Origin of the sequence: Streptomyces sp. NPDC017529 (assembly GCF_044329785.1) — a bacterium.
GTDB lineage: Bacteria > Actinomycetota > Actinomycetes > Streptomycetales > Streptomycetaceae > Streptomyces.
In genome coordinates this window covers 299,544-315,119 of record NZ_JBIRJY010000001.1, presented here as the reverse complement: position 1 = coordinate 315,119, position 15,576 = coordinate 299,544, and the positions used below count along the sequence as shown (strand labels likewise).

General features: G+C 72.2%; 15 protein-coding genes. 3 read left to right on the top strand and 12 right to left on the bottom strand.

The window, feature by feature from the left end:
* Positions 1-105 precede the first annotated feature (105 nt).
* Genes ACH4K4_RS01000 through ACH4K4_RS00990 form a run of 3 tightly spaced genes read right to left on the bottom strand, consistent with a single transcriptional unit; the run spans position 106 to position 2,998 of the window.
* Complete coding sequence (locus ACH4K4_RS01000) at positions 106-750, bottom strand: lactate utilization protein C (RefSeq protein WP_398163860.1); 645 nt, start codon at positions 748-750, stop codon at positions 106-108.
* Positions 747-2,222, bottom strand: a complete 1,476-nt coding sequence (locus ACH4K4_RS00995) for a lactate utilization protein B (protein WP_398163859.1) — start codon at positions 2,220-2,222, stop codon at positions 747-749. Before ACH4K4_RS00995 ends, ACH4K4_RS01000 begins: the two co-directional genes overlap by 4 nt.
* Entirely contained in the window at positions 2,219-2,998 is a 780-nt protein-coding gene (locus ACH4K4_RS00990; protein ID WP_398163858.1) for a (Fe-S)-binding protein, read from the bottom strand. The genes ACH4K4_RS00995 and ACH4K4_RS00990 overlap by 4 nt, the downstream gene beginning before the upstream one ends.
* A gap of 57 nt (positions 2,999-3,055) precedes the next feature.
* On the opposite strand from ACH4K4_RS00990, the gene ACH4K4_RS00985 reads away from it, so the two are divergent.
* The gene (locus tag ACH4K4_RS00985; RefSeq protein WP_398163857.1) at positions 3,056-4,438 is read left to right on the top strand and encodes an MFS transporter; all 1,383 of its coding nucleotides are present in this window, start codon (positions 3,056-3,058) and stop codon (positions 4,436-4,438) included.
* Between the two features lie 76 nt (positions 4,439-4,514).
* On the opposite strand, the gene ACH4K4_RS00980 is transcribed toward ACH4K4_RS00985, so the two are convergent.
* From ACH4K4_RS00980 to ACH4K4_RS00965, 4 genes are all read right to left on the bottom strand, one after another.
* A complete protein-coding gene (locus ACH4K4_RS00980; protein WP_398163856.1) occupies positions 4,515-5,558 on the bottom strand; it encodes a methyltransferase in 1,044 nt (347 codons plus the stop codon).
* A 231-nt stretch (positions 5,559-5,789) separates the two neighbouring features.
* A complete protein-coding gene (locus ACH4K4_RS00975; RefSeq protein ID WP_398163855.1) occupies positions 5,790-6,245 on the bottom strand; it encodes a hypothetical protein in 456 nt (151 codons plus the stop codon).
* Positions 6,246-6,316: 71 nt separating this feature from the next.
* Complete coding sequence (locus tag ACH4K4_RS00970) at positions 6,317-7,747, bottom strand: DUF1996 domain-containing protein (protein ID WP_398163854.1); 1,431 nt, start codon at positions 7,745-7,747, stop codon at positions 6,317-6,319.
* 45 nt (positions 7,748-7,792) lie between these two features.
* On the bottom strand, positions 7,793-8,506 hold the full coding sequence (locus ACH4K4_RS00965; RefSeq protein WP_398163853.1) for a DUF4142 domain-containing protein: 714 nt from the start codon (positions 8,504-8,506) through the stop codon (positions 7,793-7,795).
* A gap of 370 nt (positions 8,507-8,876) precedes the next feature.
* Here ACH4K4_RS00965 and ACH4K4_RS00960 point away from each other — a divergent pair, with 370 nt between their 5' ends.
* A complete protein-coding gene (locus tag ACH4K4_RS00960) occupies positions 8,877-9,560 on the top strand; it encodes a hypothetical protein (RefSeq protein WP_398163852.1) in 684 nt (227 codons plus the stop codon).
* A gap of 59 nt (positions 9,561-9,619) precedes the next feature.
* Here ACH4K4_RS00960 and ACH4K4_RS00955 read toward each other — a convergent pair whose 3' ends face one another.
* From ACH4K4_RS00955 to ACH4K4_RS00935, 5 genes are all read right to left on the bottom strand, one after another.
* Positions 9,620-10,723 (bottom strand): NAD(P)-binding domain-containing protein, encoded by a 1,104-nt coding sequence (locus tag ACH4K4_RS00955; RefSeq protein ID WP_398163851.1) that lies wholly within the window; start codon positions 10,721-10,723, stop codon positions 9,620-9,622.
* 69 nt (positions 10,724-10,792) lie between these two features.
* Positions 10,793-11,998: an LLM class flavin-dependent oxidoreductase gene (locus ACH4K4_RS00950; protein ID WP_398163850.1), complete on the bottom strand. Its 1,206-nt coding sequence runs from the start codon at positions 11,996-11,998 to the stop codon at positions 10,793-10,795.
* Positions 11,999-12,003: 5 nt separating this feature from the next.
* Entirely contained in the window at positions 12,004-13,089 is a 1,086-nt protein-coding gene (locus ACH4K4_RS00945; RefSeq protein WP_398163849.1) for an ABC transporter substrate-binding protein, read from the bottom strand.
* Positions 13,086-13,850, bottom strand: a complete 765-nt coding sequence (locus ACH4K4_RS00940) for an ABC transporter ATP-binding protein (protein WP_398163848.1) — start codon at positions 13,848-13,850, stop codon at positions 13,086-13,088. Before ACH4K4_RS00940 ends, ACH4K4_RS00945 begins: the two co-directional genes overlap by 4 nt.
* Positions 13,823-14,716 (bottom strand): ABC transporter permease, encoded by an 894-nt coding sequence (locus tag ACH4K4_RS00935; RefSeq protein ID WP_398163847.1) that lies wholly within the window; start codon positions 14,714-14,716, stop codon positions 13,823-13,825. The genes ACH4K4_RS00940 and ACH4K4_RS00935 overlap by 28 nt, the downstream gene beginning before the upstream one ends.
* A 437-nt stretch (positions 14,717-15,153) precedes the next feature.
* Here ACH4K4_RS00935 and ACH4K4_RS00930 point away from each other — a divergent pair, with 437 nt between their 5' ends.
* Positions 15,154-15,576, top strand: coding sequence for a secondary thiamine-phosphate synthase enzyme YjbQ (locus tag ACH4K4_RS00930; protein ID WP_398163846.1), 423 nt, complete (start codon positions 15,154-15,156; stop codon positions 15,574-15,576).

The following is a 15,576-nucleotide window of genomic DNA, read 5'->3' as shown; positions in this document are numbered from 1 at the left end:
GACAGCTCCGAACGTATGGCAACAGGAAGCGTCAGAGTCGAACCACAACGGCGCCCGGCACAAGCCTCCCGCACGCCACTTCGCGCCGGCGCGCCCCCGGGCGCCTCACTCCGTGAGGAGGACGACCTCCAGCTTCCGCGGCCCGTGCACCCCCTCGACCCGGTCCAGCTCGATGTCACTGGTCGCCGAAGGCCCCGAGATCCACGTCAGGGGGCGTGCCGGATCGAGGCGTTCGAGTGCCTGCGGCACCGAGTCGACCACCTGGTCCGGTACGCGTACGACACAGATGTGATGGTCCGGAATGAGCGAGATCCGGCGGCGGCCCTGGTCGGCCGAGCCGTCCAGCACGATGGTCCCGGTCTCGGCGATCGCCACCGCGCAGCCGGTGACGACGCTGTCCACCGCGTCGAGTTCGCGTGCGGTGCACGCCGCCCGGTCGTGGATGCGGGTCTGGTCGGCGGCGGCCATCCAGAACGGCTCCAGCCACGGCGGCACGAGCACCGTCCGCGCACCGTGCTCGTTCAGCAGGCGCATGACCAGCGCCGCCAGGCCGTCCGTGCCGCTGTGGTGCACCAGCGCCCGGTACTCCGCCAAGTTCTCCGCCAGCAGCGCCACCCGCTCCTCCGCCGTACGGGAACCATGGGTACGCAGGTAGTCGCGCGGTACCGGCGCGTCCTGTGGCCACTCGTCGCGCGGCACGTCCGCCAGCGCCCGGCGCACCCGCGCCAGCACCACGTCCCGGCTGCTCATGTGCCCTGCTCCTCTCCACGGGTACGCCGCCACCAGTCCCGGAAGGACTCGGCCGGCACCGCCGGCAGGTCCCGGCTGTCCGACCAGGCCCGCCCGGGCCCCGGCAACCGGCGCGGATGCAGCCGCCGGGTGCGCGCCGCCAGCCGCTGGCCCGCCCGCAGCACTCCCGGATGCCCGAAGGCGAAGCCCGCCGCGCGCATCGCGGCCCGCTCGGCGGCGTGCCCCCTGGCCGGCCTGACGACGGTCTTCACGCCGCGCCGGGTGACCGGGCCGCCCTGCACCACCCGCTCCCGCAGGTGCACCAGCACCTCCGGGATGTCGATGGCCACCGGGCACACCTCGTAACAGGCGCCGCACAGCGACGAGGCGTACGGCAGCGAAGCGTCCAGCTCGCTGCCCGTACCGCGCAGCTGCGGGGTGAGGATCGCGCCGATCGGCCCCGGGTACGGCGACCCGTACGCGTGCCCGCCGGCCCGCTCGTACACCGGGCACACGTTCAGGCAGGCCGAGCAGCGGATGCAGCGCAGCGCCTGCCGGCCGACCGTGTCGGCGAGGGTGTCGGTGCGCCCGTTGTCCAGCAGCACGAGGTGGAACGCGCGCGGGCCGTCCCCGTCCGTCGTACCGGTCCACATCGAGGTGTAGGGGTTCATCCGCTCGGCCGTCGAGGACCGGGGCAGCAGTTGGAGGAAGATCTCCAGGTCCTGCCAGGTCGGCACCACCTTCTCGATGCCGACGACGGAGATCAGCGTCTCGGGCAGGGTCAGGCACATCCGGCCGTTGCCCTCGGACTCCACGACGACCAGCGTGCCCGTCTCGGCGACCATGAAGTTGGCGCCGGACACGCCGACCTTCGCGTTCAGGAACTTCTCGCGCAGGTGCAGCCGCGCCGCCTCCGCCAGCTCGGACGGCGAGTCCGAAAGCCCCTCCGGCGCCGGGCGCCCCCAACGCCCCATCCGCTCGCGGAAGATGTCGCGGATCTCGCCCCGGTTGCGGTGGATCGCCGGCACCAGGATGTGCGAGGGCAGATCGTCGCCCAGCTGCACGATCAGCTCCGCGAGGTCCGTCTCGTAGGCGCTGATGCCCGCCTCGGCCAGTGCCCGGTTCAGCCCGGTCTCCTGCGTCGCCATCGACTTGATCTTGACGACCTCGCGCTCGCCGGTCTCCCGCACCAGCCGGGCGACGATGGCGTTGGCCTCGGCGGCGTCCGCCGCCCAGTACACCCGCCCGCCGGCGGCCGTCACCGACTCCTCCAGCCGCTCCAGGTAGTGGTCGAGGTGGCGCAGCGTACGGTCCTTGACGGCGGCGCCCGCGGCCCGCAGCCGGGCCCAGTCGTCCAGCTCCGCGACCGCCTTGGCGCGCTTGTCGCGGATGGTGTGGGTGGCGTGCCGCAGGTTGGCGCGCAACCGGGTGTCCTGGGTGGAGGACGCGGCGGCCGCGGGGAACGCGGGCATGCCGAGATACGTGCCGCTCATCGGGGGCTCCCTTCCGTACCGGTTTCCGCGCCCGTCTCCGTGGCGGCCAGGATCTCCGCGATGTGCACGGGCCTGACCCCCGCGCCCTGCCGCGTGAGCGTGCCGCCGATGTGCAGCAGGCAGGAGTTGTCGACCGTGCAGACCGCTTCCGCGCCGGTCGCGCGGATGTTGCGGACCTTGTCCGCGCCCATCGCGGCCGACACCGCCGGGTTCTTCACCGCGAACGTGCCGCCGAACCCGCAGCACTCCTCGGCCCCCGGCAGCTCCCGCAGGTCGAGCCCTCTGACGTGCTCCAGCAGCCGCCGCGGCCGGTCGCCCAGCCCCAGCATGCGCAGGCCGTGACAGGTGGGGTGGTAGGTGACGGTGTGCGGGTAGTAGGCGCCGACGTCCGTCACCTTCAGCACGTCGACCAGGAACTCGGTCAGTTCGTACGTCTTCGGCACGGCGCGCGCCGCTGCCCCGGCCAGCTCCCGGCCGCCGCGCCCCTCGGCCGCGGCCCGCTCCGCGATCCGCGGGTAGTTGTCCCGCACCATCGCCGCGCACGAACCGGACGGGGTGACCACGTAGTCGTAGTCCTCGAAAGCCCGGTCGAAGCGGTGCACCAGCGGCTCCGTGAGGTGCCGGTAGCCGGTGTTGAACTGCGGCTGGCCGCAACAACTCTGTCCGGGCGGGAATCCCATCTCGACACCGAGACGTTCCAGGAGCGTGATCACTGCCCGGCCGGTGTCCGGGTAGAGCGTGTCGTTGATGCAGGTGACGAACAGTGCTACGCGCACGTTGCCATCTCCTTTCGGCTGCCGTCGACCGCTGGCGGCGGGCCGTCCCACCGGTACATGATCACCTGTCGGCTCATCCTGCCCCAGCGGCGGGCGAAGGAGAAGGACCCGGAGCGGAGGACCATGACGCGTGCGGAGCAGGCCGAGGACGTGAGGCGGGAGAGGGCGCCGGACGGCGCGCCGCGGCAGGTGTCGCAGTTGCGGCAGCTGGCCGCGGCGTCGGTCGGCAACGCCGTGGAGTGGTACGACTGGTACGCGTACTCCTTCCTGGCGGTCTACATCGCCGACCGGGTCTTCCCCAAGGACACCGGCAACTCCCTGGTGCCCCTGCTGTCCACCTTCGCGGTGTTCGCGGTCGGCTTCTTCATGCGCCCGGTCGGCGGGCTGCTGATGGGCGCGGTCGCGGACCGGCGCGGCCGCCGGACGGCGCTGACCTTGACGATCCTGCTGATGGGCGGCGGCAGCCTGCTCGTCGCCGTCACCCCCACCTACGCGGCCGCCGGCGTGCTGGCGCCGATCGTGCTCGTCGTCGCCAGGTTGGTGCAGGGACTCTCGGTGGGCGGTGAGTTCGCCGCCTCCACGACCTTCCTCGTCGAGTCGGCGGGACCCGGCCGGCGCGGGCTGTTCTCCAGCTTCCAGTACGTCTCCACCACCGCCGGCCAGCTGCTCGCGTCCGGTACCGCCGCCCTGCTGGCGGGCGTGCTGACCGACGGGCAGATGGGGGAGTGGGGCTGGCGCCTGGTCTTCCTGATCGGCGCGGTGTTCAGCCTGATCGGCCTCTGGGTCCGCAGCGGGGCACGCGAGACGCGGAGCGCGCAGCAGCGTGCCGCCGCACGCCCCGGCCTCTTCGAGGCGCTGCGCCGCTACCCGCGCCAGTCCCTGCTGATCTGCGGCATCACCGCGGGCGGCACCCTCGCGTACTACACCTGGACCACCTACCTGCCCACGTACGCGCAGGTCAACGTGGGCTTCGACAAGAGCGAAGCGCTCACCGTCGGCACCCTGTCCCTGTTGTTCTTCGCCCTGCTCCAGCCGCTCGGCGGCATGCTTTCCGACCGTGTCGGCCGCAAGCCGCTGCTGCTCGGCTTCGCGCTGGGCTTCGCGGTGCTCGCCGTGCCGCTGCTGCACCTGGTGACGGACGCGTTCTGGTCGCTGCTGCTGGTGCAGTGCGCGGGCATGGTGCTGCTGACCGGGTACACCGCGGTGGCCGCCGCCGTGAACGCCGAGGTCTTCCCCGCACGGGTGCGTGCCGCGGGCATCGGCTTCCCGTACTCGCTGACCGTGGCCCTCTTCGGCGGCACCGCCCCGTATGTCGGCACCTGGTTCAAGCAGGCCGGGCACGCGGACTTCTTCCCCTGGTACGTCTCCGCGCTCTGCCTGGTCTCCTTCGTCGTGTACCTGACCCTGCCGGAGACCGCGAAGCAGAAGCTGGAGACCTGAGACGGGCGTGCGCGCGGGCCGTTCGCGGTCCGCGCGCGCACCGCGAACGGCCCGCGTCCCGGTCACTCCGGGAGCGTCACTTGCGGGCGACGATGGCAGCGTTGGCGCCCGGCGCCTCGAACGGGACCTTGCGGACCTCGGCGAACCCGGCGTCGGCCAGCCAGGAGCTGTACTCCGCCGCTGTGTAATTCCGGCCGCCCTCGGTCTCGACCAGCATGTTCAGGCTCATCAGCGCGGCCGGTGCGGGCCCGGTCAGGTCGTCGTCGACCATCAGCTCGCTGATCACCAGCGTGCCGTTGGGCGGCAGTGCCGCACAGCACTTGTCCAGCAGGGTGCGGTTGGTGTCCTCGTCCCAGTCGTGCAGGATCATCGACAGCACGATGACGTCGTGACCGCCGGGCAGGTCGGGCTCGGCGAGGAAGTCGCCGGGGTGGGTGCCGACACGGTCGGCGAGCCCGGCGTCGGCGATGTTGCGCTCCGCGATGGGACACACCCTCGGCAAGTCGTACACCGTCGCCTTGAGCCCCGGATGCTGCCGGCACAGTTCTATGGCGTACGCGCCGGAGCCGCCGCCCAGGTCCAGCAGCCGTGTCCCGGCGGTGAGGTCCACCACCTCGCCGAGCCGCTGCGCGGTCCACGACGACACCGCGTGCATCGCCTCCCAGAAGACGGAGAGCAGCCCCGGGTCCTCGGTGTCGAAGAGGTGCGGCTGCTTGTCGGGGTCCCAGGTGGTGGGGCGGTTGGTGCGCACGGCCTCGCCGAGCCGGCCCCAGCCGGGGTACAGCCGCTGGTCCAGCATTCGCAGCCAGCCGCTGAAGTGGTACGGGCGGCCCGGCACCAGATAGGCGTCGGTCAGCGCCGAGTTGACGAAGCGCCCGTCCCCGCGGCGCTCCAGCAGGTCCAGTGCCGCGCAGCCGGTCAGCAGCATCCCCGCGGGCCGGGTGCCGATCTCCAGCTCCTCGGCGCACTCCTCGACCGTGCCGCCGCCGAGCCGGTCGAGCAGGCCGAACAGGCCCAGCTCGTCGGCGGTGGCCAGCGTCTTGAACGCCCAGAACCCGGTGGCTAACTGCATCAGCGGCAGCGGGGACGCGGTCGGCGCGGCGGAGTGCGGGGATGCCATGGGATGCCTCCAGGAGTCGTTGCGTGCGTGATACGGGGGACGTACGGGAATCGCACGGGAGTTTACGGACGCGAACATGTGTCCGCGCCCGTGATCACTACCACCGCCGGGAGGCTGTCACACACGGAAAACGGGCACCGTGGGCCGGTGCCCGTCAAGGGAGCGAAAAAGCGGCGCCGCCGCGCGCCCGGGGAAGCCGGGGCAGCGCCGTGAGCGGGGGTTTTGCAGCTGTCAGGATGAGTGCCCGTGCGCACCTCCTGTCTCAATGGTGCCGCCGAGGCGGTCGCGCAGCGGCAACAGCGCACTCGGAGAGGGCCCGGTGACCGACCACCGGGTACCGACCAGGTACGTGCCCCCGTACGCCTGCGCCTCGGTGAGCCAGGCGCGCTTCTTGCTGTCGCTGCTGAACGTCAGGATGCGGAAGACGCCGCGGCCGGTGGTGCAGCCGCCTTCGCGCAGCTCCTGGGCGTCGACGATGACCTCGGCGCGGCAGCCCAGGGCGGTGGCGATCCGCGCCATGGAGGCGGGGGCGCCCGGCGCGGCGGGGGAGGGGGCGGCGTGTGCGGCGGGCGGGGAGCGCCGGCCGTCCGGTGCCGGGCCGCCGTTCGCGTAACCGGCGACGACGATCGCGCAGGACAGGCCGCCCGCCACCAGAAGGGCCGGTAACGGACCGGGCGAGAGCTTCATGGCGGGTCCTTTCCTCTCAACATCGCCTCAACGACGGCTCAACGGCAACTCAACGACGGCTCAACGGCAGCTCAGCGGCATTCACGGCCCGAGTTGATGCAGTCCACGGCCCGGCGCATCAGCTGCCGAGGCATGACGTTGATGAAGTCACCGTGATCCGTCACCGGGTTGTGCAATTGGTCGGGGAAGCTGTCCACCGCGTACAGCGTGTTCTGCGGAATGGCGTACGTCAGCCGCTGCACCAGCCGGGGAATGGCCCGGAAACCGTTGCGGCACCGGCCGTTCGCTCCCGGGAAAACGACGTGGGTACGGTGGTTGGCGCTGTCGGTGTTGCGCCCGTCCCAGCAACTGGGAAAGGCCAGGGACCGCACGACGTCGCTGCCCCGGGGGCAGAGCGGATACTTGTTCTTGAGCTGCCGGTCTTCGAATCCGGTGCAGCTCCACGAGGCATTGGCGTTGGCCGGACCGTTCGTCAGCGCTTTCGCGTCGCCGGTGAGATTCCGCAGGAAGGGCGGCATTTCGGTGACCTTGTCCGCCGCGTTGCCGTCGAATTCCAGTGATACGGAAGCGGGGCGGAGGATCGTACCGACATTGCCGTCCGGGCCGCCGCCCGGTGCGTTGGCGTCCCGCTCCCGTCCGTTGTCGCGCAGCCGCAGCACCGGCCAGTAATAGGTGGACCGGTCCCCGTTGCCGCACGTCGTGCCCGCCCCGGCCAGTTCGTTGTCGGAGGAGAACGCGTCCGTCTCCAGGTTTCCGACGTAGTCGTGCGTGTGGTGGGCGCCGTTGCGCACGCCCGGCGCGACGATCAAATTGTCCGGGTTGTTGTGGCCGTTCTCGTTGCGCCCGCACTGCGACAGGAACGAACCGGTGGCAGCGCCCTGCCCGCCGCCTCGCCCGTTGCCCGGCGCATTCGGCCGTACGGTCCGTATGTCGACGAAATCGTCGCGGAAAGGACCGTTGTCCGCGCTGTCTCCGTCCTGCGCGCCCCTGGGCGCGTTCAGCGCGGCGGCGGAACCCCGCGTCGTCCGGCACGTATTCAGGCCGTCCAGCGCCTCGGGCCGCTCACCGGCCTGGCGCAGCGCGTCCGTGATGCGCCCGATCGTGGCCTTGCGGTCCCGGCCCAGCGTGCGCAGCACCCGGTCCTGCGCGCCGGGGTCCGCCGACCACTGCTGGAACGCCCGGGCCACCTGGGCTTCCAATTGCCCCAGGCCCCGGTTCACCGCGGGCGCCGCCTCCGGCGGGAGGCGGCGCAACCGCTGCCCCACGTCCGGGCAGCTGATGGTCCGGCCGGCCGCCGCGTTCCGTCCGCCGCCCGCCGCGGCATCCCCGCCACCGGTCTCCGCCCCGGCGGGGCCCGCCAACGCTTGGGCGGCGATCATCGCCGTACCGCCGCAAGCGGCCAGCGCGGTGGCGACCAGCGCTCCGCTCCGCTTGGTGAGGCGGGTTCTTTTGTGCGTCCGCGTCAACGCCTGCTGTGTCCGCCGGTATTGCTGCCGTTTCATGACATCACTTCTCTTGGGAGTTGTGGTTTTCTGAGCGCGGCCGGATCACGAGGACGACGGGGGCGCCGGCTGCCGGGCGGGCGGCGCCACCGTAACCGCGCCCGGCCCGGCGGACGCCTGTCCGTCGGCGAGTGCCCCGAAGTCGACCAGTCCGGTTTCCTCCAGGGCCGTGATGTGATCGAGCACGACGGAATTGGCACGGGTGGCCAGGTCCCGGATCACGGAATTGCGGGTGTTGGCCCGCACCTGGGCGACGAGCGAGAAGACCTTGCCGTGCGCCTGGCGGGCCAGGTTCGCGAACAGCCGCTCATAGGCGTCGCCTTGGGCCGCCCCCAACTGGTCGAGCCAGCCCTGTTGCTCGGGAGTCGGCCGGCCGGGCAGGGTGACGTCCAGCATTCGCCCCACCTCGGCGGCGCGCTGATTGAGATCGGTATGCCCCTCCATCAAATGGCGCCCCGCGTGTCTGACGGCCGGACGCGTCCCGCGTTGCAGCGCCTGCCGGCCCGCGGGCAGTTCCCACAGTCCGGCCTGCCGCACCTTCCGGACGAATTCCCGGTCGAGCGGGGACAGAGGGCCCGACGGCGTGTTCCACTCCCCGAGCCCGTCGTCCTGCGCGGCAGGGGCGGTGCCGTTCGCCGCGCTGCTGCCGGTGCCCGCGAACAGCTGAACCGGCAGCAAAATGGCCACGGCGGTCAGGGAAAGCCCGGCGACGACCAGCCCGGTGCCCACCGAAAACCGCGACCGGACACCGCCGATCACCGAACGCCGCCGTCCGACGCTTCGCACAGTGCCCTCCTTCTCCGGGTGACGGGAAAGAGGACGCTAATGCGGTACCGGGCCGCTTTTCCGTTGCTTAGCACCTACCGGACAAAGACCCGCCACGGCCGCCCCCGGTTGCTAGGGTGCCGGGCCGCGCAAGCCCCTGGGCGCCGGGTACGGTCACCCGCCGCCCATACGCTGTCGCGGCGCCCGCCGTCCCGGCCAACACGCCCGGAATGTCCGGGCCATCCGGGTGATTTGCTGGCGTGGGACGTCGCGCGCGGAACGGGGCGTGCATATCTGTAGCAAACACAGCAACGCTGCCGGTCCGCCATGGGCGGCCGTAGCCGTACGTGAAGGAGACGTCCCCATGTCCGCACCGCGCCGCCTGTTGACCACGGCCTGTGTGACCGCACTCGTCCTCACCGGGCCCCTGGGCGGCAGCATCTCGCTGGCCTCCGCTCCGGACGGCCCGCGCCCGGCGCCGGCGCACCGGGCGGAGCTTATCCGGCTGGGCAAGGGCAGCGGCGACTTCTGCCTGACGCCCGGGGCCACCCGCGCCCTCGCCAAGGCACACGTACGGCTGACCGCGATCCGCCCGGCCCGGCTGACCGGCAACCGCGAACGGCTCTGTGCCACCACGCCGATCACCGGCGGCTCGGTCAACCGCAACGCGACCAAGGGCGAGATCGACTTCGACGGCGGCTTCGACTTCACGCGGGGCGGCCGCCATCTGCGGGTCAACCACCTGAAGGCCGACTTCGCCACGGGCCGGGTCTCCGGCGACGTCCGGGGCGCCCGGCCCGCCAGGACGGCGTTCCTGGCGTTCAAGCCGGACCCGAAGAAGATCCGGTTCGGCGGCGGCAAGGTCACGGCGCATGTCGCGTTCACGTTGACGAGCCACGGCGCGGAGTCCTTCAAGAGCGCCTTCGGCACCGCGCCGGTCGCGGCGGGCGAGCGCCTCTTCGAAGGAGACGGCACGGCGGACATCCGCCTGCCGCACCCGATCCACACCCTCCGCCCCGCCAGGCCGACACTCGACGTCGTGCAGTGACGTCGTGACCCCGCACCGCCCTTGCTCCCGCGGTGGAGCCGGGGCGGTGCGCGAGCCGTTCAGGCGGCAGTCGGGACGACCGGTCGCAGCAGCCGCCGGATGTCGCGTACGGCCGCGCGTCCGGCGCGGTTGGCGCCGACGGTGCTGGCGGAGGGGCCGTATCCGACGAGGTGGACGCGGGGATCGCGGACGGCGCGGGTGCCCTCCAGGCGGATGCCGCCGCCCGGTTCGCGCAGGCGGAGCGGGGCCAGGTGACCCAGGGCCGGGCGGAAGCCGGTGGCATAGAGGATGGTGTCGGCGGCAACGCCGGTCACGCCGTCGTCCCGTACGCCGTCCGCCCAGTGGACGCCGGTTTCGGTGACGCGGTCGAACATCGGACGGCGCACCAGCACGCCCCGCTCGCGCGCCCGCCGCATCGCCTCCGTCATCGGCAGGCCCGTGACGGAGACCACGCTCCGCGGCGGCAGCCCCCGCCGGACCCGGTCCTCGACCAGCGCGACGGCCGCGCGGCCCCGCTGCTCGTCGAACGGCCCCTCGCGGAAGCGCGGCGGGCGGCGGGTCACCCAGGTCGTTTCCGCCGCGACCTCCGCGATCTCCAGCAGCTGCTGGACGGCCGAGGTGCCGCCGCCCACGACGACCACATGCTGTCCGGTGAAGTCCCGCGGCCCCCGGTAGCCGGAGCTGTGCAGCTGCCGGCCGCGGAAGTCCGCCTGGCCGGGCAGCCGCGGCCAGAACGGGCGCTCCCAGGTCCCGGTCGCGTTGACGAGGGCCCGCGTGGCGTACGTGCCCTCCGAGGTCTCCACCAGCAGGCGCCCGCCCGCGCCGTCGCGCACCGACCGGACGTCCACCGGCCGGTGCACCCGCAGCCCGAAGGCCCGCTCGTAGGCGTCGAAGTAGGCGCCGATCACCTCGGCGGCAGGGCGGCCCGGATCGGCGCCGGTCAGCTCCATGCCGGGCAGCGCGTGCATGCCGTGGACCTTCCCGTACGTCAGGGTGGGCCACCGGAACTGCCACGCGCCGCCCGGCCGCGGCGCGTGGTCCAGCACGAAGAAGTCCCGGTCCGGCTCGTACCCCGTCCGCCGCAGGTGGAAGGCGGCGGCCAGGCCCGCCTGCCCGGCACCGACCACCACGGCCTCGGCTTCGCGCACCCCGCTGTAGTTCATGTTTCTACCAACCAGGGTGCGGGCCGGAATCTTCCGCGCCCCGCGCCCCGCACCCCGCGCCGCTCCCGCTCAGCGGCCGCCCGAGACGAGCAGCGGCGCCCCGCCCGGCGCCGAGGCCGGCCGGCCGTTGGCCGCCGGGACGCCGGACAGGGGCGGGCGGCCGGCGGGCAGCAGCCCCCTGGCGGCCAGCTCCGGCCGTACGCCCTCGCCGAACCAGTACGCCTCCTCCAGGTGGGGGTAGCCGGAGAGCACGAAGTGCTCGATGCCGAGCGAGTGGTACTCCTCGATCCGGTCGGCCACCTCCGCGTGGCTGCCGACCAGCGCCGTCCCGGCCCCGCCACGTACGAGACCCACACCGGCCCACAGGTTCGGCGCGATCTCCAGCCGGTCGCGCGAGCCGCCGTGCAGCGCCAGCATCCGCTGCTGGCCCACCGACTCGCTCTTGCCCAGCGCCTGCTGCGCGGCGGCCACCGTGTCCGGGTCCAGGTCGTCCAGCAGCCGGTCGGCCGTGGCCCACGCCTCCTTCGCCGAGTCGCGCGAGATGGTGTGCAGCCGGATGCCGAAGCGGACCGTACGGCCCTCCCGCGCGGCCAGGCCGGAGATCCAGTCGATCTTCTGCTTGACCTGCTCGGGCGGTTCGCCCCAGGTGAGGTAGACATCGACGTTGCGGGCGGCGACCGGCCCCGCGGCGGCCGACGAGCCACCGAAGAAGATCTCCGGGAGCGGGTCGGGCGGCAGCGCGGTCAGCCCGCCCTCCACCTGGTAGTGCGCGCCCTGGAAGTCGAACGGAACGCCGCCCCACACACCCCGCACCACCTGCAGGAACTCGTCCGTCCTGGCATAGCGCCGGTCGTGGTCCAGCGCGTCCCCGAAGCGCCGCTGCTCGGTGGAGTCCCCGCCGGTCACCACGTTCAGCAACAGCCGGCCGCCGGAGATCCGCTGGTACGTCGCGGCCATCTGCGCGGCCAGCACGGGGGAGATCACCCCGGGCCGGAAGGCCACCAGGAACTTCAGCCGGTCGGTGACCTGGGTGAGCGCCGCCGTCGTCAGCCACGCGTCCTCGCACCACGTACCCGTCGGCGTGAGCACCGCCTCGAACCCGAGCTGCTCGGCCGCCTTGGCGATCTGCGCCAGATACTCGATGTCCGGGGCCCGCACGCCGCTGACCGGGGTGATGCGGTCGCGCTTGATCCCGCCGTCGGTGTACGCGTGCCGGTCGACGAGGGAGCGCCCGTCGCCGCCGGTGGGCAGGAACCAGTGCAGATGTACGGTCATGATGATCAGCTGGCCTTTCCGTCGGTGCCGTAAGTACGTGGTGCCGTGCTCGAAGGCGGCAGGCCGCCGTTGAAGCGGGTGTCGACGAAGGGCGCGAAGTCGAAGCGGCCCGGGATCAGCCTTAACTCGGCGAAGATGTCGGCCATCCGCTGCTCAGAGGCGACGGCCGCCCGGTCCAGGGCGACCGTCACCGCCGTACCCCGGGTGCGCTTGACCGCGGCCAGCGCCACCTTCCGCGGCAGCCCGGTCTCCTCGGCCCACACCTTCGCCCACGCGTCCGGATGCCGGTGCACCCAGTCCTGCGCGCGCCGCAGCCGGTCCACGTAGTCCTTGAGCGCCGCGGACTTCTTCTCGTCGTCCAGGGCGGCGGGCGCCGCGACCTGGAAGCCGAGGCCGTTGACGACGCCCTCCCCGGTGGTCAGCACCCGCGCGTCCGCCTGGTCGAGCGCCTGCGAGGTGTACGGGTCCCAGATCGCCCAGGCGTCCACCCTGCCGCGGCTGAACGCGGCCAGCGCGTCGGCCGGCTGAAGGTAATCGAGGGTCACGTCCCCCGGCGTCAGCCCGGCCTTCTTCAACGAGGCGACGAGCTGGTAGTGCGCGGAGCTGCCCCGCGCCACCGCGATCGACTTGCCCTTCAGCTGCGCGGGCCGCGTGAGCGGGGAGTCCTTCTTCACCAGGATCGTCTCGCCGGCGGAGGCACTGTGCGTGGCCGCGACCACCTTGATCTTCGAATGCGCGGCGGCGGCGAAGACGGGCGGCGTGTTGCCCACCGCGCCGACGTCCACGGCCCCGGCGTTGACCGCCTCCAGCAACGGCGGCCCGGAGGTGAAGGTCGACCACTGGATCCGGTACGGAAGGTCGTCCAACTCCCCGGCCGCTCGCAGCACGGCCGCCGAGCCCCCCTTCTGGTCACCGACATTGAGGGTCACCGGGCCCTTCCCGTCGGTACCGCCACGGGTACCGCCCCCGAAACCGCCCGCCCGGGGTGCCCCACCACAGGCGGCGAGCAGCAGGACGAGGGGCAGCAGCAGGGCGGCCGGAGCGAAACGGCGTCGCGGTGTGGGCAGTGCCCACCGTTCAAGCGGTGTCATAGGAGATCCGTTCCGTTCTCTCTTCCTCCCAAGCGGTCCAGCAGCCGTGCGCGCAGCGCGGCGAAACGCGGATCGGCGACCTCGCGCGGCCGTGGCAGGTCCACCTCGCTCTCGTACGCGATCACCCCGCCCTCCATCACCAGCACACGGTCGGCGAGCAGCAGGGCCTCCTCCACGTCGTGCGTGACGAGCAGCACCGCGCAACCTCGCTCCTGCCACAGCTCGGACACCAACTGCTGTGCCTTGATACGCGTCAACGCGTCCAGCGCGCCGAACGGCTCGTCCAACAACAAGAGGTCGGGCTCACGCACCAACGCGCGCGCCAGCGAGGCGCGCTGAGCCTCGCCCCCCGACAGCGTCTTCGGCCACGCGTCCACCCGGTGCCCGAGCCCCACCTCCTCCAACGCCGCCACAGCCGCACCGCGTTCGGGGTTGCCCGGCAAACCGAGCAGCACATTGCGCCACACCCGCTTCCACGGCATCAGCCGCGGCGCCTGGAAGGCGACGGCCCTGCGACGCGGCACCAGCACCTGGCCCGCGATCTCCCGGTCCAGCCCGGCCAGCACCCGCAGCAGCGTGGACTTGCCGCAGCCGCTGCGCCCGAGCAGCGCGACGAACTCGCCCGGCGCCACCTCCAGCCCGAGCCGGTCGATGACGGCCCGCCCGTCGAAGGACCGGCTGAGCCCCCGCACCCGTACGGCAGCCCCCTCGGCCGTCCCGTGATCCGCGGCTTTCACCGCCCTGTGAACGTCGGCCGCCATTGCAGCAACAACCTCTCCAAAGTACGGACGACGAAATCGGCGAACAGCCCGAGGAGCGCGTACACGATCAGACACACCACGATCACATCGGTACGGAAGAACTCCCGGGCCTGATTCATCAGGAACCCGATTCCGTCGTCGGCGTTGACCTGCTCGCCGAAGACGAGCGCCAGCCAGGCGGTGGCCAGCGAATAGCGCAATCCCGTCATGGCCCCGGGCAGCGCGCCCGGCAGGACCACATGCCGGACCAGCCCCCAACGCCCGAGCCCCAGCGAGGTCCCGGCCTCCACCAACTGCGCGTCCACTCCACGAATCCCGGCATACACATTCAGGTAAAGGTGAAAAGCCACCCCCAGCGCGATCAGCGCGACCTTCGGCGCCTCACCGATCCCCAGCCAGATGATGAACAACGGGATCCCGCCCACCCACGGCACGGACCGCAACATCTGCACGACGGGATCGACGAGATCCTCACCCAGCCGCGACAGCCCGGACACCAGCGCCAGCCCCACCCCGGCGACCGCCCCCACCGCCAACCCGACGGCGACCCGTTGCAGGGACACCGACATCGCCGAGGACAGCGTCCCGTCGGACACCAGCGTCCCGGCCGTACGGGCGATGGTCCCCGGGGAGGCGAGTATGTCGCCCTCCAACACCCCGCTCGCGCTCAGCACCTGCCACAACGCGAGCAGGAACACCGGCACCACGGCCCGCCGCACCCACCGCGGCACGGGCCGCCGGCGGGCCGACACCGGCACGACGGGTTCCAGCTCGGGGCCGGTGCGCGACCCGCCCGCCGGCCGCTCGGCAACCGGCCGCGGCGCACCGGACGGCGCCTGGCCGACCGCGGCCTGATCAACACTCATGAACGCTCCAGAATCGACAAGTCGGTGATCCGCAGTCAGAGGAGAGAAAGCGCTGAGGCGGCGCTGACAACAAGAGAAGGCGCACGCGGGAATAACCGACCGGCTCGGCGTCCGAACAAGAAACGTCGCCGACTCCGGCAAACCGTCAGCTGGTCAGCGCGCCCAAAAAGGGGCCTAGCGCGGCCCGGGACGACAACCCGGCGCGGCCTGGCACAACCTCAGCAACCGCGGCGACACGCGGCGGACGCCACCCGCAGCAGGTCGATGTGACCGCGCGTGATGAGCCGGGCTGACGTAGACATGTCGCAGAACGTAGCGGCGCTCCCAAGACCGGTCAAACGCCGTCTCGCCTGCCGGACCTTTGTTGCGGCGACATTGCCCGCACCGCCGGCGCACACCTGCGCGGATTCACGGCGCACCCGTACGAAAATGGACCCATGACCAACGCATTCACGTCCCGCACCCTGGACCTCACCACCGGCACCAAGGAAACCGTCGCCGACATCACCGACGACTGCGCCGCCTTCCTCCGCGACGTCGCCGACGGCGCCTCCGGCCTCCTCAACGTCTTCGTCCCGCACGCCACCGCGGGCATCGCCGTCATCGAGACCGGCGCCGGCAGCGACGACGACCTCCTCGCCGCGCTCCGCGACCTCCTCCCCGCCGACGACCGCTGGCGCCACCAGCACGGCTCCCGGGGCCACGGCCGCGACCACGTCCTCCCCGCCTTCGTCCCGCCCCACGCCACCCTTCCCGTCATCGACGGCCGCCTGGCCCTGGGCACCTGGCAATCGGTGTGCTTCGTGGACACCAACCGGGACAACCCGGAGCGGGAGGTGCGGCTGAGCTTCCTCGGGTAG